The sequence below is a fragment of the Nocardia sp. JW2 genome, assembly GCF_051843015.1.
GTDB lineage: Bacteria > Actinomycetota > Actinomycetes > Mycobacteriales > Mycobacteriaceae > Nocardia > Nocardia coubleae.
The window spans coordinates 150,966-176,041 of record NZ_JBPXLK010000008.1; the positions used below are offsets into that span (position 1 = coordinate 150,966).

Below are 25,076 nucleotides of genomic sequence, written 5' to 3' on the forward strand. Positions count from 1 at the left end.
CGGGATAATCCCGGTGATCAGGGCAGCTGACGGCAGACCCACTCGGCCAGAGTCGTCGGCGTGGTGGTGAGCAGGGTTCGGGGGTCCTCCGGGAGGTAGTCCGTGCTGAGACCCGCTGCCATTCCGGCGATTCCGGCGATTTGGCCGTCACCGAGCCCCGCCGATCGCAGGGCGTTGCGGAACTCCCGGTCGGAGAGGTGGATCGGGGTGACGTCGCGCCCGAGTTGTGCGCCGAGGATCTCGGCCACGCGCGCGAAGGTGAGATCCTCGGGTCCGTGGACCGCCTGGACGACGCGGCCCGACCAGTCGTCGGACAGCAAGCGCACCGCGGCGACCTCGCCGATATCGCGGGGATCGACCCACGGCATGGCGTGATCCAGTGGCCAGGGCGTGGACAGGGTGCCCGCCCGGATCTCGTCGAGTTGAGGCAGCAGGTTCGTGAAGAAGTACCCGCATCGCAGATGCAGCACATCGGCACCGGTGGCGTCGAGTAGCTCCTCGGTGCGTGCGAGTCCGTCGATTTCTCCGGCGCCGGAACGTTTCTCGGCTCCCCCGCTGCTGAGGAACACCGTCTTCTCGATGCTGTTCTCGACTACGGCCCGCGCCGCGGAGGCACCCATCAGCGCGTAGCCGGCTACCGGATCACCGTCCACCAGTGCGGGCGGGTCGACCCAGAACAACCGATCGGCCCCCTCGGTGGCCCGCACCACGGCGTCCGCGTCCCCCAGGTCGACCTGCACCACGTCGACCAGTTCCCGAACGCCGTCGTCGAGCCGCCCCGGGTGCCGCATCAGCACCCGCGGCCGAACTCCCGCCTGCACCAACAGCCGCACCACCCGCGACCCCACGTGTCCCGCGGGAGTGGTGACCACGATCCTCTTCGTTCGATTTCCCATAACCGCACGATAGAAGCCATCGCGGTCACTTTCCGTCCGCGCATGCCGGTGTCACCACGTCCGCAGGACCGATCGGGTGTCCCATGGTGATGAAGGTGGCCTTCGGGCCGATCATCACACCGGAGCCCAGCCGGATCCCCGCGTAGTCAGGAACGTACTTCCCTCCGGCGGGCGACTTCACAGCCGGGCGTTCACCTGTCCCGCCGCATCGGCGAAGGCCCATTCGTAGGTGCCGTGGGCGGCGGGGAAGATGCCGCCCGCGCATACCGGATCGCCTGCGGCGCAGTAGTTCTGCGTGCGATCCGCGTACCACGGGTGGACTGTTCCGCCGACGAGGCGGAGTGGGTCGCCGAACAGCAGTACCGCGAGGATACGGTGGGACAGCTCGGGCGGGAGTGTCCACATCCCCGGAAGTACCAGTGCGGCAGAAGAACCCAGTACACCGTGGGTGACCACCGCACCCTGCGAATAGCCGACCAGGATGAACCGCTGGTCCGGGCAGGCGGCCGAGCGGGCGACGAGATGACCTGTCATGGCGCGGGTCCCCTCGCTCACCGAGGACGGCACCAGCAGATCGGCGGGGTATTCCACGCGGTGCGCACTGGTGTCCACCGCCAGATGCTCGCGCAGGACCGCGTAGAGCGGGTCCCCGACGGCGGCCCCTAGATATCCGGGCTCCGTTGTGCCACGGGCGATTACGACGTCCACCGCGGCACAACCCTGTGCCCACGCCGTAGGTCCGGGCGTTATCGCCGAACCGATTCCCGTGGCGAGAAGCCACACCGACAGCATTGTCGCTGTGCGCTTCCAACCGATACGCATTACCTTCCGATAGGCCATGGGGACCACCTGCTCACGCCGTTGTGAGGATTAGAGAACCGAGCAGTTACCGCCTGCCTCAACGGCATTCGGGGTGCTCAGAGGTGGAATACCCGGTCATCGGCATCGGCACGGCATGCGTTGCGCATCCCTTGCGCCACGGTTGCGTCTCGGATCGCCTGCGGCACAGGGCCGCCCGAGGGATTTACTTCTTCTTGGACTTCTTTTTGTACTTCGGCTTGTCGTTGTCGGGTTCCCACTCGTAGCCGGGGGTGTTCTTCTCGCAGTAGGAGTCGGCCACGTGCACATCGCCGAGGTCGCGTTCGCACCAGCGTGACTTGCCGCAGGAGGTGGCGCCGAGGGACGCCAGCACGGCGAGGGCGAGCACGGCGGCGCCCGCGCGGATCCGGACCTTCATGGTTTCTCGAGCCTTTCTTCGGTGAACATCGCTGGTCAGGTGAATTCCAGGACTCCCCCCGGTCACCGTCGCAGCAATGCTAGCTTTCCTACATGTCGAGCGCAGCACCTCAGCCCACCGATGATTTCTCCCCCGACGCGATCGTGGTCGGCTCCGGGCTCGCGGGCCTGGTCGCCACCCACGAGCTGGTGTTGGCCGGACGCAAGGTGCTCGTGGTCGATCAGGAGAACCGCGCCAATCTGGGTGGGCAGGCGTTCTGGTCGCTGGGTGGGCTGTTCCTGGTCGACACCCCCGAGCAGCGCCGCCTCGGCATCAAGGATTCCTACGACCTCGCCCTGCAGGACTGGATGGGGTCGGCCGGTTTCGACCGCCTCGACGGCGAGGACAGCATGGCCGTGGAGTGGGCGCGCGCCTACGTCCGCTTCGCGACCGACGAGAAGCGGGACTACCTGCACGCCTTGGGTTTACGCATCACACCGATCGTCGGCTGGGCCGAACGCGGCGGCTCCCTCGCCGACGGCCACGGCAATTCGGTCCCCCGTTTCCACCTCACCTGGGGCACCGGCCCGGAGGTCCTGCGGGTGTTCCTCGAGCCCGTGCTGGCCGGTGAGGCCAAGGGCCTGGTGCGGTTCGCGTTCCGCCACCGGGTCGACGAACTGGTGGTCACCGACGGTGCGGTCACCGGTGTGCGCGGCAGCGTGCTCGCACCGAGCGACACCGAGCGTGGTGTCGCCTCGAACCGGGACGTGGTCGGCGACTTCGATTTCCAGGCGCCTGCGGTGCTGGTGAGCACGGGCGGTATCGGGCACGCGCACGACATCATCCGCCGCAACTGGCCGACCGAGCGCCTCGGCCCGTGCCCGGAGACGATGATCTCGGGCGTACCCGCCTACGTCGACGGGCGGATGCTCGGCATCTCCGAGAGCGCGGGCGCGGCCCTGGTGAACCGCGACCGCATGTGGCACTACACCGAGGGCATCAACAACTGGGATCCGGTGTGGCCCGATCACGCCATCCGCATCCTGCCCGGTCCCTCCCCGCTGTGGTTCGACGCGAACGGTCGACGCATGCCCGCACCGTGCTTCCCCGGTTTCGACACCAATGCCACGATGCGCCAGATCCTGTCGACCGGCTACGACTACTCCTGGTTCGTGCTGAACCAGACCATCATCGAGAAGGAGTTCGCTCTCTCCGGCTCGGAGCAGAACCCCGACATCACCGGCAAGGACTGGAAGCTCACGCTGCGCAGCCGCCTCGCCAAGGGCGCACCGGGTCCGGTCGAGGCGTTCAAGCAGCACGGTGTGGACTTCGTGGTCGCCGACTCGCTCCCCGCCCTGGTGGACGGCATGAACGAGATCGCGCGCGGGCCCAAGCTCGATGCCGCCGAACTGGAACGGCAGATCGTCGCTCGCGATCGCGAGGTGACCAACCCCTTCACCAAGGACGCGCAGATCGCGGCGATCACCGCCGCCCGCAAGTACATCGGCGACAAGTTGCAGCGGGTGGTCACCCCGCATCGCATCCTGGATCCGGCCCACGGCCCGCTCATCGCGGTGCGGCTCAATGTGCTGACCCGCAAGACGTTGGGCGGCTTGCAGACCGACCTCGACTCGCAGGTGCTGCGCCCGGACGGTTCGGTGTTCGACGGCCTGTACGCCGCCGGTGAGGTCGCCGGGTTCGGCGGCGGCGGTGTGCACGGGTACAACGCGCTCGAGGGCACGTTCCTCGGCGGCTGTATCTTCTCCGGCCGCGCCGCGGGCCGGGCGATGGCGCGCCGGAGCTAGTCAGCCGCGCCCGTGCCGGGGTGTCAGCGCGCGCGATGCCTCGTTGGCGACCTCGGCGAGGGCGCGCGCCAGCCGGGCGGTGTCGAGGGCGGCGCGGTCGCCGTTCACAGTGCCCGACAACGAAATAGCGGCTACCGCCACTCCTCGGCCACGGATCGGCACCGCGACACAGCCCACGCCGGGTAGCGATTCCTCGGTGTCGACGGCGACGCCCTGACGGTGCCGGATGCGGGCCAGTTCTCGGTGCAGTTCCACCCGGTCGATGATGGTGCGGGCCGTGCGGGCGACGGTGTTGCCGCGCAGCGAAGCCTCGGCGATGCCGGGTTCGAGCGTGGCCAGCAGCGCTTTGCCGAGGGCCGTACAGTGCGCAGGCAACCGGCCGCCGATGCGGGTGGGGATCGCCACCTGCCCGCGCCTGCCCGCGCGATCCAGGAACAGCACCTCGCGGCCGTCGAGCACGGCGAGGTGCCCGACCAGGCCGGTGCGCTGGCTGAGGTCGTAGAGCAGCGGGCCGACCACTTCACGTAGTTCGTTGTGTTCGGCGGCGAGCCCGCCGAGTTCGAGCACCCGCAGCCCGAGGCGGTAACCGCCGGGAGTGTGTGCGAGCCAACGCAATCGGATCATCTGATCGAGGATGCGATGCACCGTTGACCTGGGCAGGCCGGTGCGCTCGGCCAGGCCGAGCAGAGTGAGGGTCGGGGTGGTCGCGTCGAAGGCGTCGAGGATGAGTGTCATCCGCTCGATCATCGACGTGGGCGGTGTCCCGGCCGACCGGGCCGATCCGGTCCACAGTTCCTCCGGCGCCGGTTCGGTCACGATGTCGACCGTCATAGATCCAACCTCCACAGTGTGTAGCGAATACAGCCTAGAGCTGTCCGTGCCGCAGACGCACCATTTCGCTGGACCGAGCGGTACACACCGGCCGAATTCGCTAGCGGCGGGCCTCTTCGAGGCGGGCGGCGCGCTCGACGAGGAGCGCGGCGGGGCCGGTCGGTGGGCTGCTACGCCGCCAGATGGCCCGGAACTTGCGGGTGAGGCGGGTGGCATCGGTCGAGGACACCTCGACCAGGGCGCCGGTAGCCAGATCAGGTGCGGCGATCAGGCGGCTCAGCACCGCCGGGGCCATCCCGGTTCGCGCGGCGGCAACGATGGCCGCGGCCGAGCCGAGTTCGGCGGCCGGGCCCGCCGGTGCGCCCTCGCTGCTGAGCAGGTCCCAGACGGTGTCGCGGGTGCCGGAGCCGGGTTCACGCCAGAGCAGGGCGGTGTGGGCGAGCTCGGCGAGTGTCACGGGGGTCTTCCGGCGCGCCCACGGGTGGTCCCGCGCCACGACGACGACCAGTTCGTCGGAGCCGAGCACCCGGCTGCCGAGCCCGGCCGGGGGGTGTGGACCCTCGACGAAACCCACGTCGGCGGCGCCGTCGCGGACCAGGGCGGCGACCTGGGTGGAATTCTCGACGTCCAGGGCGACGATCACCTCGGGATGGTCGGTGCGCAACGCCGCCAGCCAATGCGGAATGCGATGATCGGCAATGGTTTTCGATGCGGCGATCCGCAGGCGCGTGGCCTGGGCGGCACGCAGCCGGTCGATGTCGTCGACGAGGTCGCGCACGGCCGCGAGCACCGGCCGCGCGTGCTCGACGACGGCGCGGCCGGCGTCGGTGAGTTCCGATCCGGTCGGCCCGCGGTCGAGCAGTTTGACCCGCATTCGGCGTTCCAAAGCGCTGATGCGCATGCTCGCGGCGGGCTGGGTGATGCCGTGGCGGCGCGCGGCGGCGCCGAGACTACCCAGCTCGGCGACCGACACCAGCAGATCGAGGACGTCGAGGTCGGGGGTTCCCGGTGGCAGCATCACGCACCGGTCGCCGGTGTGCGGCGCAGGTTCTTCGCGACCCCGTAGAGCGCGATCACCGGTTTGAGCGGCATCCACTCCCCGAATCGGTAGTCGCGCCCGCGCACCAGGCGGGTAGCGAGCTCGGGGCTCTGCTCCGCGAGGTAGCGGCGGGCGACGGCGGCGTGCGTCGGCAGGGAGACGATCTTGATCCGATCGACGTCCTTCAGGAACGGGAGGGCGAAGGCGATGTTCTCCCAGGTGGATCGGCTGTTCTCCTCGAGCACGAGCTCACCGGTGTATCCGCGTTCGCGCGCGTAGCGGGCCAGCAGCGATGCCTCGGTGTCGGGCCCCGCGCAGGCACCGCCGCACAGCACCAGCCGCGATTCGCTCGCCCCTGGGTCGAGGGAACGCAGACCCGCGCGCACTCGCCATCGGTTCATGGCGTTAGCGCTGCGACCGGCATTGCGGTATCCGAGCACGACCACCGCCTCCGATCCGCCGGTGTCGGGGCGCGTCTCGGTTCGGGACGCACGCCAGTTCACCCACTCGCCCCACAGCATGGCGCCGAGGGCGGCGGCGGCGATCCGGCTTCGTGTGCGCACCTCTCCAGCAAACCACGATGATCTCCGCGAGGCGCCGAATACGCACCTGACCTCGGGTTTCAGCACCAGCCGGTGAGCGCCATCAGCGCCAGGCTCGAGGTGCCGAGCACCACGCCGATGGCGCCGCCGAGGAGCAGCGGACGTGGACCCGCGGACCGCAGGCGGTCCAGGCTCAGGGACGTGCCGATGGCGGCCAGGACGGCGGTGATCAACCAGCCGCTCGTCGCGGCGAGTGGCTCGGTGAGAGCCGGGGGCAGGACCCCGGTGGCGGCGACGATGGACGACGCCACGAACATCACGACGAACAGCGGGAAGCTCTCGCGCAGGGAGCCGGGGGATGTGCCCGTTCGCTCGGCCATCCGTCGGCGTCCCAGATGCAGGCCGAGGCAGAGCGGGACGATGGCCAGACTGCGGACCAGCTTCACCACGACGGCGAACTGCGCGGCACCCGCCCCGAACACCACCCCGGCGGCCAGCACCGAGGAGGTGTCGTTGATGGCGGTGCCCGCCCAGAGGCCGAACGCCTGCGGCGACATCCCGATCGCCCGGCCCAGCGGTGGATAGACGAGTACCGCAACGACATTGAAGACGAAGATGGTGCCGAGTGCGTAGGCCACCCGTTGCCGATCGGGTCGGAGCACCGCCGTCGCGGCCGCGATGGCGGAGGCACCGCAGATGGTCGACCCGGCGGCGATCAGGGTGGCCGACTCACGATCCACGGCGAGCATCCGCCCTATGACGAACGCGGCGACGGCACCGGCGACGAGTGTGCCGACCAGTACGACAGCGGTCTCGCGCCCCACACCGAGCACCGAACCCATCGGCAGACCGAGCCCGAGCAGCACGATGGCCCACCCGAGCACCCGCTGCCTGGCCACGTCGAGGCCCGGCTCGAACCTCGCACTCCCCCGGCGCCGCAACCACATTCCGGTCACCGCGCCGGCGATCAGGGCCACCACCGGCGCTCCGGCCATCGGCAGCGCCTTGCCCACCGGGGTGGCGACGGCGGCCAGCAGCAGTGCCAGAGCCAGGCCCGGCGCGACAGTTCCTACGCGATTCACCTCCCCACCATCGCCGGGCCGCGCACCCCCGGGTAGATCCCGATCCACGACGAGCACATAAGCATGGCTTATGCCGCGACACGGCTGCGCCCGCGTGCTTGGACGAGCGGTCCGTGGGTAAGGCGGAGGCAGGATCGAGCCGGCATGGAGTGCCGCCGAAGACAGGAGGATGTTGTGAGAGCTGGTTACCGGATCGTCACCGCCGCGGCCGTCGCGGGTGCCTTCGCCCTGAGCTCGGCCGCGGTGGCGAACGCCGAGGAACCCGAAGCGCCGAAGACCCCGCTGGTCCAGTACATCGAGTCCTGGCCACCTGCCCCGGAGAACTGCAACCGGGTGTGGGATCCCATCGAGGACGCGGCCGAAGACTCCGTCCCACCCCAGTACGAGGCCGAGTTCGAGGCATTCGACGACTGGTGCGAAGGCGACGAGGACTGACGGGAGGGTCGCCGCGGGTTCGTCACCGCGGCGACCTTTCCGCCGTCACCCGTCGTCGAAATCCGGTTCGGCGGTGAGTAGTTCGTCGGCTCGGGCGAGAGCCGCGTCGAGGTCGTCGGTGACGCTGTCGAGCAGGGACATGCCGTCGAGCATGTCGGTGAGTTCGGCGCGGAGGGCGTCGATTTCGGCGAGCGCGGGGTCGACGGTCGTCCAGGCGACGGTGTCGGACCACCAGGTGTCGCGCTGGATCCAGGACCAGACGACATCGCGCACCAGCACCGCATCGGTGGTGAACAGATGGCGGTGGTCGGTGCCCGCGCTGTGCTCGATCTCGTAGGTGCCGTCGGGCAGGTAGCGGGCCTGGATGTGGTCCGGCCCCCGCGTGAGCAGGAGGAAGGGGTGGTCGGGGGCCGGGTTCACGGCGTCGGCGCCGGGGCGGGCGGGGTCGACGGCGCGTGGCGCGCCCGCACCGTCACCGACGTGGACCACGACCTCGGGCAGGTCGACATGCTCGGCACCCATCCGGCCAGTGTGCCGGACGCCGCCCCTCGACCCGTGACCGGCATCGTCGCGATAATCGGACTGCGGGATCGGACGACGGCGACTAGCCTCGCACCCATGACCTGGCAGGCGCCCGAACTCGTGCCGACCCGCACCCTGGTCGGCGCCGACGAACGCCCGATGTTGCAGTCCTGGTTGGACTTCCATCGTCAGACGTTGCTCAACAAATGCGGCGGGCTCGATGCCGCGCAGCTGGCGAAACGTTCGGTTCCGCCGTCGAACCTGTCGCTGCTCGGGTTGGTTCGTCATCTCACCGAGGTCGAACGCGGCTGGTTCCGGGTGTCGGCCGCCGGCGAGGACATCGGCCCGGTGTACGCCTCCGAACTCGAACCCGACGCCGACTTCGACGACCTGGATTCGCGTCCGGCACCGGAGGTCTTCGACCTGTTCCACGCCGAAGTCGCCGCCTGCGACGCCGCGGTCGCCGACCTCTCCCTCGACCATGTGTTCCAGGTGCCGTGGCGTTCCGACGGCTACACGCTGCGCTGGGTGTATCTGCACATGATCGAGGAGTACGCTCGCCACAACGGGCACGCCGACCTGCTGCGCGAACGCATCGACGGCGTGACCGGCAGTTTCTGATCAGCCGGTGATCACGTCGGCGGTGAGCTGATCGAGACCGTCGAGCACCGCCTGGGCCTGGGCGAGTGCCTCGGCCGAGGCCGGGAACTCCGGGCGCGGCACCGCGATCACCCGCATCCCCGCGGCGTGCGCGGATCGCAGGCCGTTGGTCGAATCCTCCACCGCCGTACAGTTCTTCGGGTCGACTCCCAACCGCTGCGCGACGGTGAGGTACACATCGGGCGCGGGCTTGCCGCGACCCACCTCCTCGGTGGACAGCACGACCGCGAAACTCTCCATCAGCCCGGCCTTCTCCAGAACGAGCGCGATCAAGGAGGCAGGAGAAGAGCTGGCGAGCCCGAGCTTCCAGGAATCCGCGCAGCGGCGAACGGCGTCGACGGCGCCGGGCAGCAGCGGCAGGTGCTGGGCGTACTCGTCGGCCATCAGATCGATGACATCGGCGGCGACCTTGTCGGCCGGTTGGGCGACACCGAGGTCGTCGGCCAGATACGACGACCACTCCACGGTGGACATGCCCATCATGCGCTGCTGCGAATCCGGTTGCCAGCGACCACCATTGACGGTGACGTAGTCTTTGCGGACCTTTTCCCAGACGGGCTCGGAGTCGATCAGCACACCGTCCATGTCGAACACAACCGCCGCGATACTCATGCCAAGCCTCTCGCCGTCGATGATGATCGGCATCGAGCCTAACCGACCGGCGGCGGTCCCCCGCGCGAACGCCCAGCTCGGAAACGATAACGTGTTGCATATGGACGAGAAGAACGTCGGCGACTCGCGGCCCGACCAGACGCATCACGAGGGCGGCTTCCGGCCGATGGCCGAACTCATCGAAGCGCGCGCGAGCGAGAGCGACACCCTGATCGGCGGACCGCACTACGGCGAGTTCATCGAGCAGGTGCGCGAGCTGATGGACCGCGCGCGACTGGCGAACCCGTCCGACGAGCTGGCCAAGGAGACGATCGTCGCGCTCGAGCAGCTCAATGCACGCCTGGACGAGGCCGTGGTCGACGAGTGGTCCTCGCCGAGCTGGACGCGCACCGATCTACCCGCGCGCGGCAACATCACCCTGCCGCCGTACACGGTGGTCAGCGGTGACCGCGACGGGGTGACCGCGAAGGTCACCTTCCGTACCTTCCACCTGGGCGGCAACCAGGCCGCGCACGGTGGGCACATCTCGCTCGCCTTCGACGACATCCTCGGCATGACCGCCGCCCTGGCCACCGGTGCGGTGACCCGCACGGCCTCGCTCACCGTCGACTACCGGTCGGTCACCCCGCTCAACCGTGAACTCACCGTGCGCGCCCATGCCGAACGACGCGACGGCCGCAAGGTGTACCTGAAGGCGACCATGCACGACGGTGACCGTCTCTGCGCCGAGGCCAACGGCCTGTTCATCGTGCTCAAGCCGGGGCAGCCCTGACATTACGATCGGCCTGATTCCAAGGCCGTCCGCGTGGCGCCGGGTGGCGCAATACCCGGAGCGGGCCGGGTTCGCGCAGGTCGCGCGACCCGCCACCCGGCGCAAACAGATCAGCACGATTTCGTGCCGTTCCGCGTGCCGCGGGCACCGGCGTAATCGCCACTATCGTCGCTGTTCATGCAGGTCAGCGAGAGAACAGGCACGAAAGAGCCGGGGCACGACCGGCGCGCCGATCGGGCTCGTCGCGTCGCCGACGTGGTGCGCCACCAGATCCTGTCGGGTGCGCTCGACGGTACGGTGCCCGGCGAGCAGGAGTTGGCCGCCGAACACGGCGCCTCCCGTAATACCGTCCGCGCGGCGCTGGCGCTGCTGCGCGACGAGGGACTCATCGACCGTGCCCCGAAGGTGGGCACCCGGGTGGCGGCGCGCAAGTTCGATCACGGACTCGACGTGCTGCTCGGTTTGCAGGAAACCCTCGCCGAGCACGGCACGGTGCGCAACGAAGTGCGCGTGGCGGGCACCGTCACCGCGCCGCCCGCCGTGGCCCGCAGGCTCGGGCTCACACCGGGTGAGCAGGTGGTCTACATCGAGCGGTTGCGGTTCCTCGCCGACCTGCCGCTGAGTCTGGACCTGACCTACCTCGTCCCGGACATCGGCGCCGAGGTGCTGGCCCATGATCTCGCGAGCACCGATGTGTTCGTCCTGCTCGAACAGATCACCGGCCGCTCGCTCGGTGACGCGGAGATCGCCCTCGAGGCGGTGGCCGCCGACCCGCACACCGCCGTCACCCTCGACGCCCCGGCCGGTGCGCCGCTGCTGATGCTCGAGCGGCTCACCCGCCTCGACGACGGCAGACCCGTCGATCTCGAGTACATCCGCATGCGCGGCGATCGAATCACCATGCGCGGCAGCCTCGTGCGCAGCGCACCCGAATGGAAGGTCCGTTAGATGGCCCTCGTGCCCCAGCGCGCCGACGTCCCCGTGACGATCGACGAATCCCTGTGCATCACCGGCTGCACGTTGTGCGTCGACATGTGCCCGCTCGATTCCCTTGCCATTCACGAGGATTCGGGCAAGGCCTACATGCACGTCGACGAGTGCTGGTACTGCGGCCCGTGCGCCGCGCGCTGCCCCACCGGCGCCGTCACCGTCAACATGCCCTACCTGCTCCGCTGAACCCGGGAACCCCACGCATGAAGATCACTCGCTTGCTGCCCGTCGCCCTTGCCGTCGCCCTCGCCGCGGCCGGGTGCTCGCTCGAAAGTTCGACAGCCGCACCGGCCGGCACCGTCAGGGTCGTCATCGGCTATCAGTCCAAGACCATCAACACCGTCACCGCGGGCACGCTGCTGCGCGCGCAGGGCTACCTGGAACAGCGCCTGCAGCGCATCACCGATTCGGGTGGTGCGAAGTATCAGGTGGAGTGGCAGGACTACGACACCGGTGCGCCGATCACCGCCCAGATGGTGGCGGAGAAGATCGATATCGGGTCGATGGGTGACTACCCGTTGCTGATCAACGGTTCACGCACGCAGGCCGCCGAGCGTTCCCGCACCGAACTGGTGTCGATCACCGGCTACAACCCCAAGGGTGCGCTGAACATGGTTGTGGTGCCGCAGGATTCGCCCGCGCGGTCGCTGACCGACCTGGCCGGGCAGAAGATCTCGGCCAGTGTGGGTTCGGCGGGTCACGGCACCCTGGTGCAGGCGTTGAGCCGGGCGGGAATCGATCCGGCGAAGGGTGTGGAGGTGCTCAACCAGCAACCCCAGGTCGGGGCGACGGCACTGGAATCGCATCAGGTGAGCGCGCTGTCGCAGTTCGTGGCCTGGCCGGGTCTGCTGGTGCAACAGAACAAGGCCAAGCTGCTCTACGACGGTGCCGAGCTGAATGTGCCGACCTTCCACGGGGTGGTGGCCCGGCGAGCGTATGCGGCCGAGCATCCCGAGGTGCTGCAGGCATTCCTGGCCGCACAGCTGGACGCGACCGCCTTACTCAACGAAAAGCCTTTCGAGGCAGCCGATCTCGTCGCCAAAGGCTCCGGTCTCCCGCGGGAGGTCGTGTACCTCTACAACGGTCCGGGCGGCACCAGCTTCGACACCACGCTCAAGGCGAAGCTGATCGAGGCGTTCAAAGGCGATGTGAACTATCTGAAGTCGATCGGTGACTTCGCCGACCTCGACATCGACGCGTTCGTCGAGGACGGGCCGCTGCGGCAGGCGTTCGCCGAGACCGGCCGCGATTACGACGCGACCCTGGCCGAGTCGACGAACCCCAGCAAGGTCACCGGCACCGACCCGGTGTGCGCTGTGCCCGTGACCGATCCGGCCCTGGCCGGTGAGGTGTGGGTCGAGGGCGCCGAGAAGCCGCAGCCCGCCGCGAATCCCGACTGCCTGCTGCGGGCGGTGCAGGCCGCCGAGGCACAGGGCAAGACCGTTCGCGCGGCCTACGTTCCCGATGCGGAACTCGGCACCCGCTGGTTCGCGGACAAGGCGATCTGGTTGCGTGACGGCACCCGGCACCTGCCATTCACCACCCAGGCCGCGGCCGACCGCTATCGGGGCACCCACCGGACAGCCATCGCTGTCACCTACGACCAGGCCGTCGCGGAGGTTCGCGGATGACCCCCACCGCCCGCGCTGCTGCGGTACCCACCCCGATCATCGAGACCACGGCGGCTCCCGCATCGCCGGAAACGCCGGTCGGCACACTGTCCACCACTGGAAGTGACGTCACCACCGCCGACTCCTCGGGGTGGACTTCGCGGTTGATCCGGGTCGGGTCGGTGGTGGCGGCGATCGGGCTGTGGCAGGTGCTCACCGCCGGCGATGTGCGGGCCGGGCTGCGGTTCGACACGCTGCCCACGGTGACCGAGATCGTCGCCGAATTCGGGGAGCACCTGGGCAGCGGGCAGTACTACCTGGATGTGGCGCAGTCGCTGATCCGGATCGTCACCGGGTTCGGGCTGGCCGCGGTCGTCGGGGTGCTGGCGGGCATCGGCCTGGGCCGGTCGCGGTTGCTGGCCGATGTGTTCGGTCCGCTGGCCGAACTGGTGCGGCCGATTCCGGCGATCGCGCTGGTCCCGGTGGCGATCCTGCTGTTTCCCAGCGACGAGTCGGGCATCGTCTTCATCACCTTCACCGCCTCGTTGTTCCCGGTGCTGGTGAGCACCCGGCACGCCACGCGCGCGCTGCCGACCATTTGGGAGGACGCCGTCCGCACCCTCGGTGCGTCGCGGCGCGAGGTACTCACCAGGGTGGTGGTGCCCGGGATTCTGCCCGGCGTATTCAGCGGGTTGTCGGTGGGTATGGGGGTGGCCTGGATCTGCCTGATCTCCGCGGAGATGATCTCCGGTCGCCTCGGGATCGGCTACCGCACCTGGCAGTCCTACACCATCGTCGACTACCCGGCCGTGTTCGTCGGCATGATCACCATCGGCGTGCTCGGCTTCCTCACCTCCGGAATCGTCGAACTGGCCGGTCGGCGGGCCACCCGCTGGCTGCCGAGAGAGGTCGCCTCATGACCATCGCCACCGCCGTCTCGACCGGCATGCGCCTCGATCTGGAATCGGTGCGCGTCGGCTACGGCACCAGAACCGTTGTCCGCGACCTGGATCTGTCGATCAGCGCCGGGGAGATCCTCGTCCTGGTCGGCAAGTCCGGCTGCGGCAAGTCCACCCTGTTGCGTGCGATCGCCGGACTGCGCGAGCCGAGCGGCGGGACGATCCGGGCCGACGGTGATGTCGTCACCCGGCCGTCGGCGGATCGGGCGCTGGTCTTCCAGGACGACGCGCTGCTGCCGTGGCGCACGGCTCGCGCCAATGTCGAACTGGCGCTGCGTCTTCGCGGTGTCGCGCGAGCGGAGCGCCGGGAACAGGCGTTGCGCTGGCTCGGCGAGGTCGGGCTCACCGGGTACGCCGACTACCTGCCTCGCGATCTGTCGGGCGGGATGCGTCAGCGTGTGCAACTCGCCCGCAGCCTGGCCGGTTCGCCGCGCGCGGTGCTCATGGACGAGCCCTTCGGCGCGCTGGACAGCCAGACCCGCGCCGAAATGCAGCGCCTGCTCGTCGACACCTGGCGCGCACACCCCACCACCATCGTTTTCGTCACCCACGACCTCGACGAAGCGCTGCGCCTCGGCGACCGGATCGCCGTGCTCGGCGCAGGCACGCTGCGCGCGGTCGTCGAGGTCCCCGACCCGCGCGAACCGGTCGACCGCACCGCGCTGAGGTCCCGAATCCTGGAGTCGCTGTGAACATTCCCGATCTGGACGACCGCGTCCGCCTCGACTGCGACGTGCTCGTGATCGGTGGCGGAACGGCGGGCACCATGGCCGCGCTCACCGCCGCCGAATCCGGTGCGAACGTGCTGCTGCTCGAGAAGGCGCATGTGCGCCACTCCGGTGCCCTGGCCATGGGAATGGACGGCGTGAACAACGCCGTGATCCCCGGCAAGGCCGAACCGGAGGACTACGTCGCCGAGATCACCCGCGCCAACGACGGCATCGTCGACCAACGCACCGTCTACCAAACGGCGACAAGAGGTTTCGCCATGGTGCAGCGACTCGAACGTTACGGGGTGAAGTTCGAGAAGGACGAGTACGGCGAATACGCGGTGCGCCGGGTGCACCGCTCGGGCTCGTATGTGCTGCCGATGCCCGAGGGCAAAGACGTGAAGAAGGCGCTGTACCGGGTGCTGCGTCAGCGCAAAATGCGGGAGCGGATCCGGATCGAGAACCGGCTCATGCCGGTGCGGGTACTCACCGCCGACGGCCGCGCGGTCGGCGCGGCCGCATTGAACACGCGCACCGGCGAATTCGTCGAGGTCGCGGCCAAGGCGGTGATCCTGGCGACGGGCCCGTGCGGCAGGCTCGGGCTGCCTGCCTCGGGCTACCTCTACGGCACCTACGAGAACCCGACCAACGCCGGTGACGGGTACTCGATGGCCTATCACGCCGGCGCCGAGCTCTCGGGCATCGAGTGCTTCCAGATCAACCCGTTGATCAAGGATTACAACGGCCCGGCCTGCGCGTATGTGGCCAACCCGTTCGGCGGCTATCAGGTCAATGCCGAGGGTGAACGGTTCGTGGACTCGGACTACTGGTCGGGCCAGATGATGGCCGAGGTGAAGCAGGAGATCGAATCCGCGCGCGGCCCCATCTATCTCAAGGTGTCGCACCTGCCCGACGAGACGCTGTCCACCCTCGAATCGATCCTGCACACGACCGAACGCCCCACCCGCGGGACGTTCCACGCCAACCGCGGTCACGACTACCGAACCCACGACATCGAGATGCACATCTCCGAAATCGGTTTGTGCAGTGGGCATTCGGCCTCGGGCGTGTGGGTGGACGAGAACGCGCGCACCACGGTTCCCGGGCTGTACGCGGCCGGTGACCTGGCGTGCGTGCCGCACAACTACATGATCGGCGCGTTCGTCTACGGCGACCTCGCGGGTGCGCACGCGGCGTCGACGCTGACCGAGGTCGAGGCGCCGGGTTCGCTGCCCGCCGATCAGCTCGCCGAGGCACACGAACTGATCTACCGTCCGTTGCGGCAGCCCGAGGGTCCGCCGCAGACCCAGGTCGAGTACAAGCTGCGCCGGTTCGTGAACGATTATGTGGCGCCGCCGAAGACGGCGGCGAAACTGTCGATCGCGGTGGAGACCTTCGAGCGGATGCGCGCCGAGGTCGACGGGATCGGTGCGACCACACCGCACGAGCTGATGCGCGCGGTGGAGGTCCAGTTCATCCGGGACTGCGCCGAGATGGCCTCGCGCAGTTCGCTGACCCGCACCGAATCGCGGTGGGGGCTCTACCACGATCGCGCCGATCTGCCCGACCGCGACGACGAGTCGTGGAATTTCCACCTGAATCTGCGCAAGACCGCCGACGGGGAGATGGAGTTCGTCAAGCGGTCGGTGGCGCCCTATCTGGTGCCGGTGCCCGGCCTCGACGACGTGCCGTCGGCCGAGCCGATCGTCGAGGTGATCGCCCAGCCGGAGCTGGTCGGCACCCGGGCACCTCAGCGGGAGACGCCGGTGCGCGAGGTTGCCGCGCCGGTGTCGCCGTCCTCGCCACGACTGGTCACGTTGCTCGCACTGGATTCACCTGCGGTCGAGGATATTTCGAGTTACTTGAACGATGCCGATCCGGTGGTTCGGGTAGCGGCGCTGTCGGTGTTGACCGAGAACACCCCCGAGGGATTCGCCGACGAACTGGTGCGTGCCCTCGGTGACGAGGCCGCCTCGGTGCGCCGTGCGGCCACCGAAAGCCTGCGCGAACTGGTGGAGGTCCTGCCCGGGCCCGGCGAACTGGCCTGGCATCTCAGCTCCCCCGACCCGCTGGTGCGTGCCACCGTAGTCGATCTGCTGCGCGCACTGCGAGCAGGGACGACCACGGAATTCCGTGTCGCACTGGGCGATACGGATCATCGTGTGCGGATCGAGGCGGTGCGTGCGCTGGTCTCGCTCGACGACGACGCCGCGGTCGCCTCGATCGCAGGCGATGCCAACCGGGAGGTGCGCATCGCGGTCGCCCAGGGGCTTGCCTCGATCGGGGCGGGCGGTCACGAGGTGATCCGCACCCTGGCCGCCGACCCTGACCCGCTGGTCCGCGCCGCCGCGCTCACCGCCTACGCCGCCCTCGGCACCGACGACATCACCGGTCTCGTCGCCGCACTGCACGATTCCGCCTGGCAGGTTCGAGTCGGCGCCGCGAAAGGCCTGGCGGGTGTGAGCCCGGAGGTGGCGGTCGAACCGCTACGTGCGGCCCTGTCCGACCGCCATCTCGACGTCCGCAAGGCAGCGGTCCTGTCCCTGTCCACTTGGTTGGACAGCCCCACCGCACTCGACGTCCTCGAATCCGCGGTAACCGACCCCGACGCCGACGTCCGCGCCTACGCCCGCCGGGCGGTCACCGCCGCAGGCCGCACACCCGCCGCCGACCCCCTCCCGGCGGATGCGGTCGCCTGACAACCCGTTCGCCCCTGAAGAAGGGCGAAAAATGCTGGCGCAAAAGCATATTGGTTGGAAAGCGGCGGCGAGAGTAGTCGCAGGCGCGATGGTGATGTCCGGTGCGGTCAGGTCATCGGGGCGCAGCCGTACGGCGCCCCGGGCGTTCCGTACTTCACCATCCACGCCGGAGGCAGCCTGTGGGGTGGTTATACGACGACGGTCACCTGAACTGGACGAACCACACCACCGGCGCTGCCGGCTCTGCTCGGGAACCTCGGAAATCGTCTAGGACTGGATGCGGCCTCCCGGTCTCCCGAGGCCGCACCCTTCATATCGGCGACCACTGAACGGCTCCGGCTCACCGGGTGCCGCAATTGCGTGGTGTCGGGCGTGAAGTTTCGGGAATGATTGCACCATGGTCTCTCTGGTGCAGCACGTCGCGATCGATTGTGCGGACGCCTATGCGCTTTCGCTCTTCTGGAGCAGTGTCACCGGCAGCCCGACACACCCGGAGGACGGGCCGGGCGCCGAGGAGACTCAAGTCCTGCTCGCAGAGGGCCCGGTACTCCATTTCAACCAGGTACCCGAGACCAAGACGATCAAAAACAGAATCCATCTGTGCCTGCGCCCCGAAACCTCCCGTGATCAGGAGGTAGACCGCCTGCTCGGCATCGGCGCCACTTTCGTCGCCGATCACCGGAATCCCGCCGGTTCGGGCTGGGTGATCCTCGCCGACCCCGAAGGCAACGAGTTCTGCGTGCTGCGCAGTGATTCCGACCGTCCCGACCTCTAGGCGCGCGCCGGCCATGGTTCAGCCGTCCTCATTCCCCAGCTTGACCTTTCGCTGCGCCCACGCTCGGCGCGGACCGTGCACCCCTGGACACTCGACCACACACCACACGGCCACGATTGATCCCAATGCCACGCTTGTGCGGTGTCCCCGTGGCGGCTACGGCCTGCCAGCAGGGCATCGGCTCCTCAGAGCGCGTCCCAATGCCACGGCCGGGCGACCTCGCCTCGCAGGCACGCCAGACGGTGCCGCACCTGGTTGGCTGCGTTCTCGCTGCTCGATGACCGAGACAGGGCGAAGACAACCCATCGCAACTCTTGAATGTCGGCAAGCAGCCGGAAGGCCGGATCGGTAGTGACGTCAGCACCATACGCATCCACAAACGATCGGTAATCGGCTTCTGACAAGCGGTCGAAGTCGGCACGGTCAGCAGCTACCTGAATGAGGTCCCATGCGGGACGGCCCAACGAAACACGGTCCAAATCAACAACTATCGGAACGCCATCGAGCGGCACAACGACGTTGCCCTGCCACGCATCCCCATGAATCACTGTGCGCTGCAACGGCTCTCCAAGAGCCAGGTACCTACTGGACAACGTGTCGAGGTGTTCCAGCAGCCAGGCACGATCGTTATCCCCGAGCTCATCTGCGGACGTGATGACTGCGCGCAGGCCGGCGAGTGGTTCGTGCTCCGGTAGAGCAAAAGTCGTCGGTGGCGCGAGTGCGTGCAGTCGGCGAAGCACAGTTGCGAGTTCGGTCGTGCTCGCCGCGCGATGGGCCGGAATACGCTCCCACCACGTCACCGGGCGATCGTTCACGACCGCAATCGGGTTCGGCACGTCAGCGACTCGAACCGTAGGCAAGCCAGATGCGTTCAGCCACTGGGAGATACGCAGCTCCCGCATTGCCGAGTCCGCCGACCCCACCTTGCCGACCCGACCAACGAGGTCGTCGACCACGAATATGCTGTTCGACCCGGCCCGTACGAGTTCCGCGTGCGTCGGGTCGAGGCCGCTTCTGGCCGCCGCCCGCTCGAGAATGGCCCGCGCGCCCAGTTCTGCAGCTTCGGATCTGTTCATTTCGCTCGCTTATGTGGTGCTGTGGCGGCGATCATCGCTCGCAGTAAGAACTTCGGCTTCCAGGAGCATCTGGTCACCGACAGCCGAGGGGATCGACCTACGGTCGGACGAAGGGAGATTCTGGCGTGCCGCTTGGGCAGATTCGCCCGTAAAAGCACGGTAGGCGCGGATTTCTTCGGTCAAACGACCACGAGCAGCCATCGCATTCCAATCGGGACACCGCCGCCCTGAGTGCCCACCATGGTCGGCAGGCCCGAGTGTGGCCTGCGTGCGCGGATGGGTGTGATGAAACGTGCCGGGTGGAGCGAACCGCTTCTTCATCCCTTAGTCGACGCCGCCACGGGCGCGGCGCGGCGCCGGGGAAGGACCTCCCGAGGGCCCACACCCATAGTGGCGGTCGCTTCCGCTCCGGTCAAACACCTTTCCCAGCGTGTCCCGGGACTGGTGGATCTCTAGATAACCCCATTCCCATCTGCGATGTGCATGCCGCCACTCCCTTCTCTTAAAGTCCTATATCGACTGGGACTGCGAACGAGGGAAAAACCCGTAACGCTCTTTCTGGACGTTCTTTGTGAATATGATGTCAACGGTTGTATCGTCCAAACCGTTAGGAGGATCGGTGTTTTCGAAGATGATCACTTGCCCAGTGCAATTGCGTTGGAGATCGTTGTAGAACGCTCCCGCAATTTCATCTGACACCACAGCATCACTGCTCGGTGCACTGCCGAAGGCGACAGGGCCCGGAGTGGCACCTCCGTCCGGTGGCCGATACGTAACCAATGGCGAGTCGAGGACGACAAAGCCTGGGTGTGGGAGATCGCGCTCAAAGCAGTACTGCGCAAGCGCCAACGTGAACGCGGCGTGGAGGATTGCGCGGACGCCTTTTCCATGGGCTGAGCGCAGTTGATCATCGGCAATAACGTCTTGCTCAGAGACGTCGTACCGCACGCTTTCGGGGTCAGGAAACCGCCAAGCGGCCAGTCGCGCGGACAGGGCAGCGGAAAACTCCCGTTGAGCCCGGAGATTTATCCCTGCGCCGACCGCCGAGGTAGCCGCGGCCGCCTCGTCTGCGACGACCTGCTTCATCTTTTCCAAGGAGGCGACCTGCTCGTAGAGCCCCAGGCTGCGCTCGACATGAGATCGAGCCTCGATCAACTCCCGCAGATCGCGATTGCGCTCTTCGAGCACTGCATCCAGTTCAGCCAGCCGTCGCCGATGGGCATCGAGGTCTTCCAGCGTGTCCGTAAGCTCGGTCTGCAATGCGAAACCACGCTGAGCGACCTCCTCGATGGTCGCTGCCAGATCCTGCGCGAGGTCTCTCGTGCGTCGAAGCTGCGAGTCGATCGCTTTTCCGAATGCCGTTGTGTCACCATCGCATTCAGTATTCAGGTGCTGGTTCTCAGGCTCTGCGCCGCAGAAAGGGCATACCCCACGTCGAAAGTAGTTCAGTAGATTTCCGGCCTCGCGAACCATGACTAGTCGCTCTACGTCCGAGGCGTACTGAGACTGAAGCAAACCGAAACGACTACGGAGTGCCAGCAGGTCTCCTTGTTCGGTGCGCGCGTCACTCACCGAGTTCTGCGCCTTGCGGATGTCTTGAGCCACGCTGCCACGTTCGTCGACCAGACTTCCTAGCGAACTGCTGAGCGCATCGATCGACGATGCCAACCGTGCGGCTTGCTCACGCAACAATGACGGTTCAGGAACATCGGCCAGCTGTGCCTCCAGGTTGTCGATGAGTCGATCTATAACGTCTACCTTGGCGGCGGAGATCTTCTTATCCTTGGGCTGCACTGCTGACAGACCGGAGTCATCTTCGTCCTGCAACAGCAGCTTGAGGACCGAAATCTCCTTGGTCTTAGTCACATAGCTGCCAGTGAGTGCAGGGGGAACCGCAGACTGCATCTGGGTCTCATCGACTACGCAAAGGTGAACGACGTTCCGGAAGCTGAGGGAGTCAGTGGCGTTGTGCATGTTCTTCCGCACCAACCGGCCGTCGAGACCGATCGCCCGGAGTAGGTACTTCGAGAGGTTGCCGTCGCTGGTAGCACTGTGCTGCTGAGACAGCGTCTCTGGTGGTGGCGGCAAATTTCGCGTTCGTACGACCCGGATGTGCTCACGATATAGGCCGAAGTTTCCGCCGTTGACCGAGCGGGACAGAGTCGCGGGCGAACCATTGGGCAGGATCAGCCCCAACAGGATGGTGGTGTACCCCTCGCGCTCGGGGATCTCTTTGAGCTTTCTCCCTCCGAGCATGAAGTCTATTGCGTCCACGATGAAAGACTTGCCGGTGTCGGAAGGTCCTCGGATGACATTTACTGCGGGCCCGAACCTCACGCTGGCGGGCTCGCGGTCCGCGCCAAGAAAGGTCAGGTGGGTCAGAGTCAGTCGCATGCCAGGACCTATCCCATTCCATCTGTCGAAACGGCCGGGTAATGGAACTCTTCGGCCCAGTGACTCACCGCCGTGTCGAACTCTCTGCGAAGTGATTCTTCGTCGAGTCCCTCATATCGGCCGATGACCCACAGAGCTCGGTCCTGTAGCGAGGCAGCATAAGTGGAATCGAGGAGTCCGATAAACCCGTCGGCACGTTCCCCTGCCCAGTACCTGATACCGTCAGCGCTCAAGCCCGCACAAGCCAGGTCGGCTCGTATCAGCACATCGAGGCCGGCCTCGATGGCCTCACGTCGCACGCCGAGTCCGCTGGCCCGAATCGGGATCGGTGGGTGCAGGCTCGGCGGACCACCCAGGTCCGCGCTATGAAGCAGGCCGTGGTCCAACAGCACTAGCTGGTTAAGATCGAGACGCTCCGGGAAGGCCGCGGTGAGCAGCATCAACACCCGTACGCCAGTCTCAAGTGCACTGTTGAGGGGGTTCACGTCCTAGCCTTTCACCCAGGAGATCCGTGATTCGTTGGCCAACTGATGGCAGATGCCCTTGACATCGTCGGGCTTCGTAATCGAAACCAGCGCATGCTGTCCCAGGTTCACAGCCGTAGCGTGTCGCAGTACCGAGGTAAGACGGTCCATCCCGCTCGGATGGTTGGCCTCGACAACATCGATCACACAGTCGTAGACATCATCTTGCAGAGACTCGAAGGTGCCGTCAGGAACAGCGTCGCGCGCGTCCATACGGAGCGACTCGGCCTTGTAGAAGCTCACCCTCTGACGCCGGAAGTGGCTTCCATGATCGGGATGCTCACTCAGCACGGTGGCATCAGTGATCCCATCAGGGTCCTTCTCGACGTACACCTGCCGCAACGCAGCAACGTACTTGGTTTCGATCTCGGCGATCACTTCCGGTGGTTCGGATGGAACGCTCCTTTGAGGTAGCGGGGTACCGAACCTCACAGCGTGATGCCGAGTTCTGCTGTGCACATCGAGCATCTCGTGCAACTGCGTCGCCTGAAACATGGAGAAATCAACCCCAGCCGCTCTCGCGCGCATTGCGTCGATGTTATCCGAACTCAGATCCTTGACCAGCGCCTTCCCGGCCTCAAGGTTCTCCAAGAACCTTGCCTGCATCTTGCTGGGCGTGCTGAGTAGCCGGTTCAGAGTCGTCCCAGCGCCTTGGGGTGCAACGAAAAGGTAGCGGTCAGGGAGGACGTAGTCTCCCAGCTCCACATGCCAAAGGACCTTCAGGATCTCCTTGGCCGCATCCGAAAAATTCAGCGGCTTCGCATAGTGCTTAGCTTGAAAGCAGTCCCATGGACCCTCCAGTTGCCGGGCAGACTTGAAGGCCGCAACATCGATACCGCCATCGCCCGAACCGCCCAGTTGCTTAACCTGAACGTAGGCGGTCCCCTTGTCGTCCTCTTTGAGTTCAGTCACCCATTCGCGGATGAACTTTTCCCATTCGTCAGGTTCATAGTTGTAGATCCGCCACTGCGGCGGGACTGGAGGACCAGTAAGCGTCACCGGCACCGGCACCGATGGCTCGGAAAGGTCGCTGAGCGCCGTAGCGTCGCTTGCACCGACTGTCACCAGAAACCCCCGTCCCGACCACCTGGATGAACTCTACGATGTGAGCATCGTTCATAGGCGGTGATTCGGTTACGAACTCACGGCCGCAGACCTGAGCTCCGCGCCGAGTTCGGGTCTGCCCGCCGCCCGGACCCTATGCTCGCGAGTGCGACACTGCCCAAGATCATCAACCTGGCGGACATCGGCCGGTGACCTTGGGCACGGGCTCCGCGTTGCCCATTGCACAACTAGCCGCGCGGCACGCGCCGGGAGACTTCCCCTCGACCGCTACCGCCAGAGAAGCGGAGGCGAGCGGGCGATCACAGGCGCACCGAGGAGCTGCCGGTTTCGGCAACTCGTGTGCGTGGCACCGCTACGAAATTGCACCCGGCGAGGAGACGCCGGGTGCACATCCGAGTCAACCAAGGGCAAAATTCGCTCCGATAACTATCTGTCCGGAGTAAATGCCCAGGTCACCCACGTTCCCATCTTCGATGTGCCCCGCCGAGGAATCGAACCTGCGACGCTGGTTCAGAGCCTTGGCCGCGTGCTTCATCGAAAGACGACCGCTGACGTGAGCGGTGCTTCGCCGATGGGAGCAGGTCAGGAGCCGGCGTCGGTAGGCTGGCCCGATGAACGCTCTTGCCGGCGCACTGGTGACAATTGCCGACGATCTGGACTCGGTGACGACGGTCGGGTACGAGGACGATCCGGCCGACGCCGGGTCCACCCGTGCTGATGTCGAGGCGTTGTGGGCCTCGGTGCGGGACTGGTATTCGATGGGCACCACACCGGCCATTCAGGTGTGTGTGCGCCGCAACGGGAAGATTGTGCTGAACCGGGCCATCGGGCACGGGTGGGGCAACGCACCTACCGACGGGCCCGATGCGGAGAAGATCCTCGTCACCCCGGAGACACCGTTCTGCGGGTTCTCCACCGCGAAAGGTGTTGCCGCGACGGTGATGTCGATCCTGATCGAGCAGGGTGCGTTCGCGGCGAACGATCCTGTGTGCGACTACATCCCGGAGTTCGCCTCGCATCGCAAGGGCGCAATCACCATCGGTGATGTGCTGTCGCATTCGGCGGGCATCCCGTTCATCACCCCGCCCTACCAGGGGGCTCAGCTGGCGATCGACGAAGACCTCGCGGTCGAGGCGCTCATCGCACTGCGGCCCAGCTGGCCACCGGGGCGCTTCCGCGTGTATCACGCGCTGACGAGCGGGCTCATCCAGCGGCTGCTCGTGCAGCGGGCGACCGGCAAGCGGATGCGCGAGCACTTGGCCGAGCAGGTCCTCACGCCACTGGGCTTCCGCTGGAACAACTTCGGGGTCGACCCGGCCGACGTCGACAAGGTGGTGCCGAGCGTCAAGACTGGTCCCCCGCCTTCGCCGCTGATGCTGTTCCTGACGAACAAGGCGGTCGGCGGGCGCATGGACAAGGCGTCCAAGGCGACCAACGACGCCTTCCTCACCGCCGAACTGCCATCGGGCAACCTGGTGACCACCGCCGAGGAGTTGTCCCGGTTCTACGAAATCCTCGCGCGGGGTGGCGAATTGGACGGGATCAGGATCCTCGAACCCGACACCGTGCGCACGGCGATCAGCCCGGCGAACCGCATACCCGGTGCCGCGGGCCGGGTGAGCCGCGCCGGTTTCGAACTGGGCGCGCGACGATCGAAGTTCGGCCCCGACACCGAATTCCATTTCGGGCGAAGCGGTTTGACGACCCAGTACGGCTGGGCCGACCCCATCCGCGGACTGTCCGGGGCAATCCTCACCAGCGGCAAAGCCTCGACCGACGCGAAGCGACCGTGGCAACTGGTCGCCCAGGTGTCGCGAACCCTGCGTCCGCTCGACCCCAGCGAGCAGCTCTTCCGTCCGTGA

Annotated in this window: 25 protein-coding genes; 12 read left to right on the top strand and 13 right to left on the bottom strand. The window is 67.0% G+C overall.

What is annotated here, in order from left to right; translation table 11 throughout:
• Window positions 1–17: 17 nt before the first annotated feature.
• The 3 genes from ACSVDM_RS14170 to ACSVDM_RS14180 form a co-directional block, all read right to left on the bottom strand.
• Window positions 18–896, bottom strand: coding sequence for an NmrA family NAD(P)-binding protein (locus ACSVDM_RS14170; RefSeq protein ID WP_439265343.1), 879 nt, complete (start codon window positions 894–896; stop codon window positions 18–20).
• A gap of 177 nt (window positions 897–1,073) precedes the next feature.
• Entirely contained in the window at window positions 1,074–1,604 is a 531-nt protein-coding gene (locus tag ACSVDM_RS14175) for a cutinase family protein (RefSeq protein ID WP_439265345.1), read from the bottom strand.
• 316 nt (window positions 1,605–1,920) lie between these two features.
• On the bottom strand, window positions 1,921–2,133 hold the full coding sequence (locus ACSVDM_RS14180) for a hypothetical protein (protein WP_067488734.1): 213 nt from the start codon (window positions 2,131–2,133) through the stop codon (window positions 1,921–1,923).
• Window positions 2,134–2,225: 92 nt separating this feature from the next.
• Between ACSVDM_RS14180 and ACSVDM_RS14185 the strand changes: the two genes are divergently transcribed.
• Window positions 2,226–3,917 carry an FAD-binding dehydrogenase gene (locus ACSVDM_RS14185; RefSeq protein WP_357143524.1) on the top strand — a complete coding sequence of 564 codons (1,692 nt, stop codon included), beginning with the start codon at window positions 2,226–2,228 and terminating at the stop codon, window positions 3,915–3,917.
• On the opposite strand, the gene ACSVDM_RS14190 is transcribed toward ACSVDM_RS14185, so the two are convergent.
• The 4 genes from ACSVDM_RS14190 to ACSVDM_RS14205 all read right to left on the bottom strand — a co-directional run bounded on the left by ACSVDM_RS14190 (window position 3,918) and on the right by ACSVDM_RS14205 (window position 7,411).
• Window positions 3,918–4,748, bottom strand: a complete 831-nt coding sequence (locus ACSVDM_RS14190) for an IclR family transcriptional regulator (RefSeq protein ID WP_067488737.1) — start codon at window positions 4,746–4,748, stop codon at window positions 3,918–3,920.
• Between the two features lie 100 nt (window positions 4,749–4,848).
• Entirely contained in the window at window positions 4,849–5,769 is a 921-nt protein-coding gene (locus ACSVDM_RS14195; RefSeq protein ID WP_439265347.1) for a LysR substrate-binding domain-containing protein, read from the bottom strand.
• Window positions 5,766–6,350 carry a YdcF family protein gene (locus tag ACSVDM_RS14200; protein ID WP_439265349.1) on the bottom strand — a complete coding sequence of 195 codons (585 nt, stop codon included), beginning with the start codon at window positions 6,348–6,350 and terminating at the stop codon, window positions 5,766–5,768. The genes ACSVDM_RS14195 and ACSVDM_RS14200 overlap by 4 nt, the downstream gene beginning before the upstream one ends.
• A 59-nt stretch (window positions 6,351–6,409) precedes the next feature.
• Window positions 6,410–7,411, bottom strand: a complete 1,002-nt coding sequence (locus ACSVDM_RS14205) for a YeiH family protein (RefSeq protein WP_439265351.1) — start codon at window positions 7,409–7,411, stop codon at window positions 6,410–6,412.
• 174 nt (window positions 7,412–7,585) lie between these two features.
• On the opposite strand from ACSVDM_RS14205, the gene ACSVDM_RS14210 reads away from it, so the two are divergent.
• Window positions 7,586–7,846 (top strand): hypothetical protein, encoded by a 261-nt coding sequence (locus tag ACSVDM_RS14210; RefSeq protein WP_439265353.1) that lies wholly within the window; start codon window positions 7,586–7,588, stop codon window positions 7,844–7,846.
• 45 nt (window positions 7,847–7,891) lie between these two features.
• On the opposite strand, the gene ACSVDM_RS14215 is transcribed toward ACSVDM_RS14210, so the two are convergent.
• Window positions 7,892–8,368: a hypothetical protein gene (locus ACSVDM_RS14215; protein ID WP_439265355.1), complete on the bottom strand. Its 477-nt coding sequence runs from the start codon at window positions 8,366–8,368 to the stop codon at window positions 7,892–7,894.
• Window positions 8,369–8,464: 96 nt separating this feature from the next.
• Here ACSVDM_RS14215 and ACSVDM_RS14220 point away from each other — a divergent pair, with 96 nt between their 5' ends.
• A complete protein-coding gene (locus tag ACSVDM_RS14220; protein WP_067639007.1) occupies window positions 8,465–8,989 on the top strand; it encodes a DinB family protein in 525 nt (174 codons plus the stop codon).
• Here ACSVDM_RS14220 and ACSVDM_RS14225 read toward each other — a convergent pair whose 3' ends face one another.
• Entirely contained in the window at window positions 8,990–9,673 is a 684-nt protein-coding gene (locus ACSVDM_RS14225; RefSeq protein WP_439265357.1) for an HAD family hydrolase, read from the bottom strand.
• A 67-nt stretch (window positions 9,674–9,740) separates the two neighbouring features.
• Between ACSVDM_RS14225 and ACSVDM_RS14230 the strand changes: the two genes are divergently transcribed.
• From ACSVDM_RS14230 to ACSVDM_RS14265, 8 genes are all read left to right on the top strand, one after another.
• Window positions 9,741–10,412, top strand: coding sequence for a PaaI family thioesterase (locus ACSVDM_RS14230; RefSeq protein ID WP_067489130.1), 672 nt, complete (start codon window positions 9,741–9,743; stop codon window positions 10,410–10,412).
• 177 nt (window positions 10,413–10,589) lie between these two features.
• Window positions 10,590–11,360 (top strand): GntR family transcriptional regulator, encoded by a 771-nt coding sequence (locus ACSVDM_RS14235; protein ID WP_357143512.1) that lies wholly within the window; start codon window positions 10,590–10,592, stop codon window positions 11,358–11,360.
• Entirely contained in the window at window positions 11,361–11,588 is a 228-nt protein-coding gene (locus ACSVDM_RS14240; RefSeq protein ID WP_019046727.1) for a 4Fe-4S dicluster domain-containing protein, read from the top strand. It begins immediately after the preceding gene.
• A 17-nt stretch (window positions 11,589–11,605) separates the two neighbouring features.
• Complete coding sequence (locus ACSVDM_RS14245) at window positions 11,606–13,033, top strand: ABC transporter substrate-binding protein (RefSeq protein ID WP_439265360.1); 1,428 nt, start codon at window positions 11,606–11,608, stop codon at window positions 13,031–13,033.
• Complete coding sequence (locus ACSVDM_RS14250; RefSeq protein ID WP_439265362.1) at window positions 13,030–13,932, top strand: ABC transporter permease; 903 nt, start codon at window positions 13,030–13,032, stop codon at window positions 13,930–13,932. Before ACSVDM_RS14245 ends, ACSVDM_RS14250 begins: the two co-directional genes overlap by 4 nt.
• Window positions 13,929–14,663 (top strand): ABC transporter ATP-binding protein, encoded by a 735-nt coding sequence (locus tag ACSVDM_RS14255; protein WP_439265363.1) that lies wholly within the window; start codon window positions 13,929–13,931, stop codon window positions 14,661–14,663. Before ACSVDM_RS14250 ends, ACSVDM_RS14255 begins: the two co-directional genes overlap by 4 nt.
• Window positions 14,660–17,380 carry a fumarate reductase/succinate dehydrogenase flavoprotein subunit gene (locus ACSVDM_RS14260; protein WP_439265365.1) on the top strand — a complete coding sequence of 907 codons (2,721 nt, stop codon included), beginning with the start codon at window positions 14,660–14,662 and terminating at the stop codon, window positions 17,378–17,380. Before ACSVDM_RS14255 ends, ACSVDM_RS14260 begins: the two co-directional genes overlap by 4 nt.
• 397 nt (window positions 17,381–17,777) lie before the next feature.
• Window positions 17,778–18,155, top strand: coding sequence for a VOC family protein (locus ACSVDM_RS14265; RefSeq protein ID WP_439265367.1), 378 nt, complete (start codon window positions 17,778–17,780; stop codon window positions 18,153–18,155).
• A gap of 185 nt (window positions 18,156–18,340) precedes the next feature.
• Here the strand turns inward: ACSVDM_RS14265 and ACSVDM_RS14270 are convergent, their stop codons facing one another.
• The 4 genes from ACSVDM_RS14270 to ACSVDM_RS14285 form a co-directional block, all read right to left on the bottom strand.
• Window positions 18,341–19,231: a phosphotransferase enzyme family protein gene (locus tag ACSVDM_RS14270; RefSeq protein ID WP_439265369.1), complete on the bottom strand. Its 891-nt coding sequence runs from the start codon at window positions 19,229–19,231 to the stop codon at window positions 18,341–18,343.
• 510 nt (window positions 19,232–19,741) lie between these two features.
• Window positions 19,742–21,625, bottom strand: a complete 1,884-nt coding sequence (locus tag ACSVDM_RS14275; RefSeq protein WP_439265371.1) for a hypothetical protein — start codon at window positions 21,623–21,625, stop codon at window positions 19,742–19,744.
• 8 nt (window positions 21,626–21,633) lie between these two features.
• Window positions 21,634–22,110 carry an ABC-three component system middle component 2 gene (locus ACSVDM_RS14280; protein ID WP_439265373.1) on the bottom strand — a complete coding sequence of 159 codons (477 nt, stop codon included), beginning with the start codon at window positions 22,108–22,110 and terminating at the stop codon, window positions 21,634–21,636.
• Window positions 22,111–22,113: 3 nt separating this feature from the next.
• On the bottom strand, window positions 22,114–23,214 hold the full coding sequence (locus tag ACSVDM_RS14285) for an ABC-three component system protein (RefSeq protein ID WP_439265375.1): 1,101 nt from the start codon (window positions 23,212–23,214) through the stop codon (window positions 22,114–22,116).
• A 611-nt stretch (window positions 23,215–23,825) separates the two neighbouring features.
• Here ACSVDM_RS14285 and ACSVDM_RS14290 point away from each other — a divergent pair.
• Window positions 23,826–25,076 (top strand): serine hydrolase, encoded by a 1,251-nt coding sequence (locus ACSVDM_RS14290; protein ID WP_439265377.1) that lies wholly within the window; start codon window positions 23,826–23,828, stop codon window positions 25,074–25,076.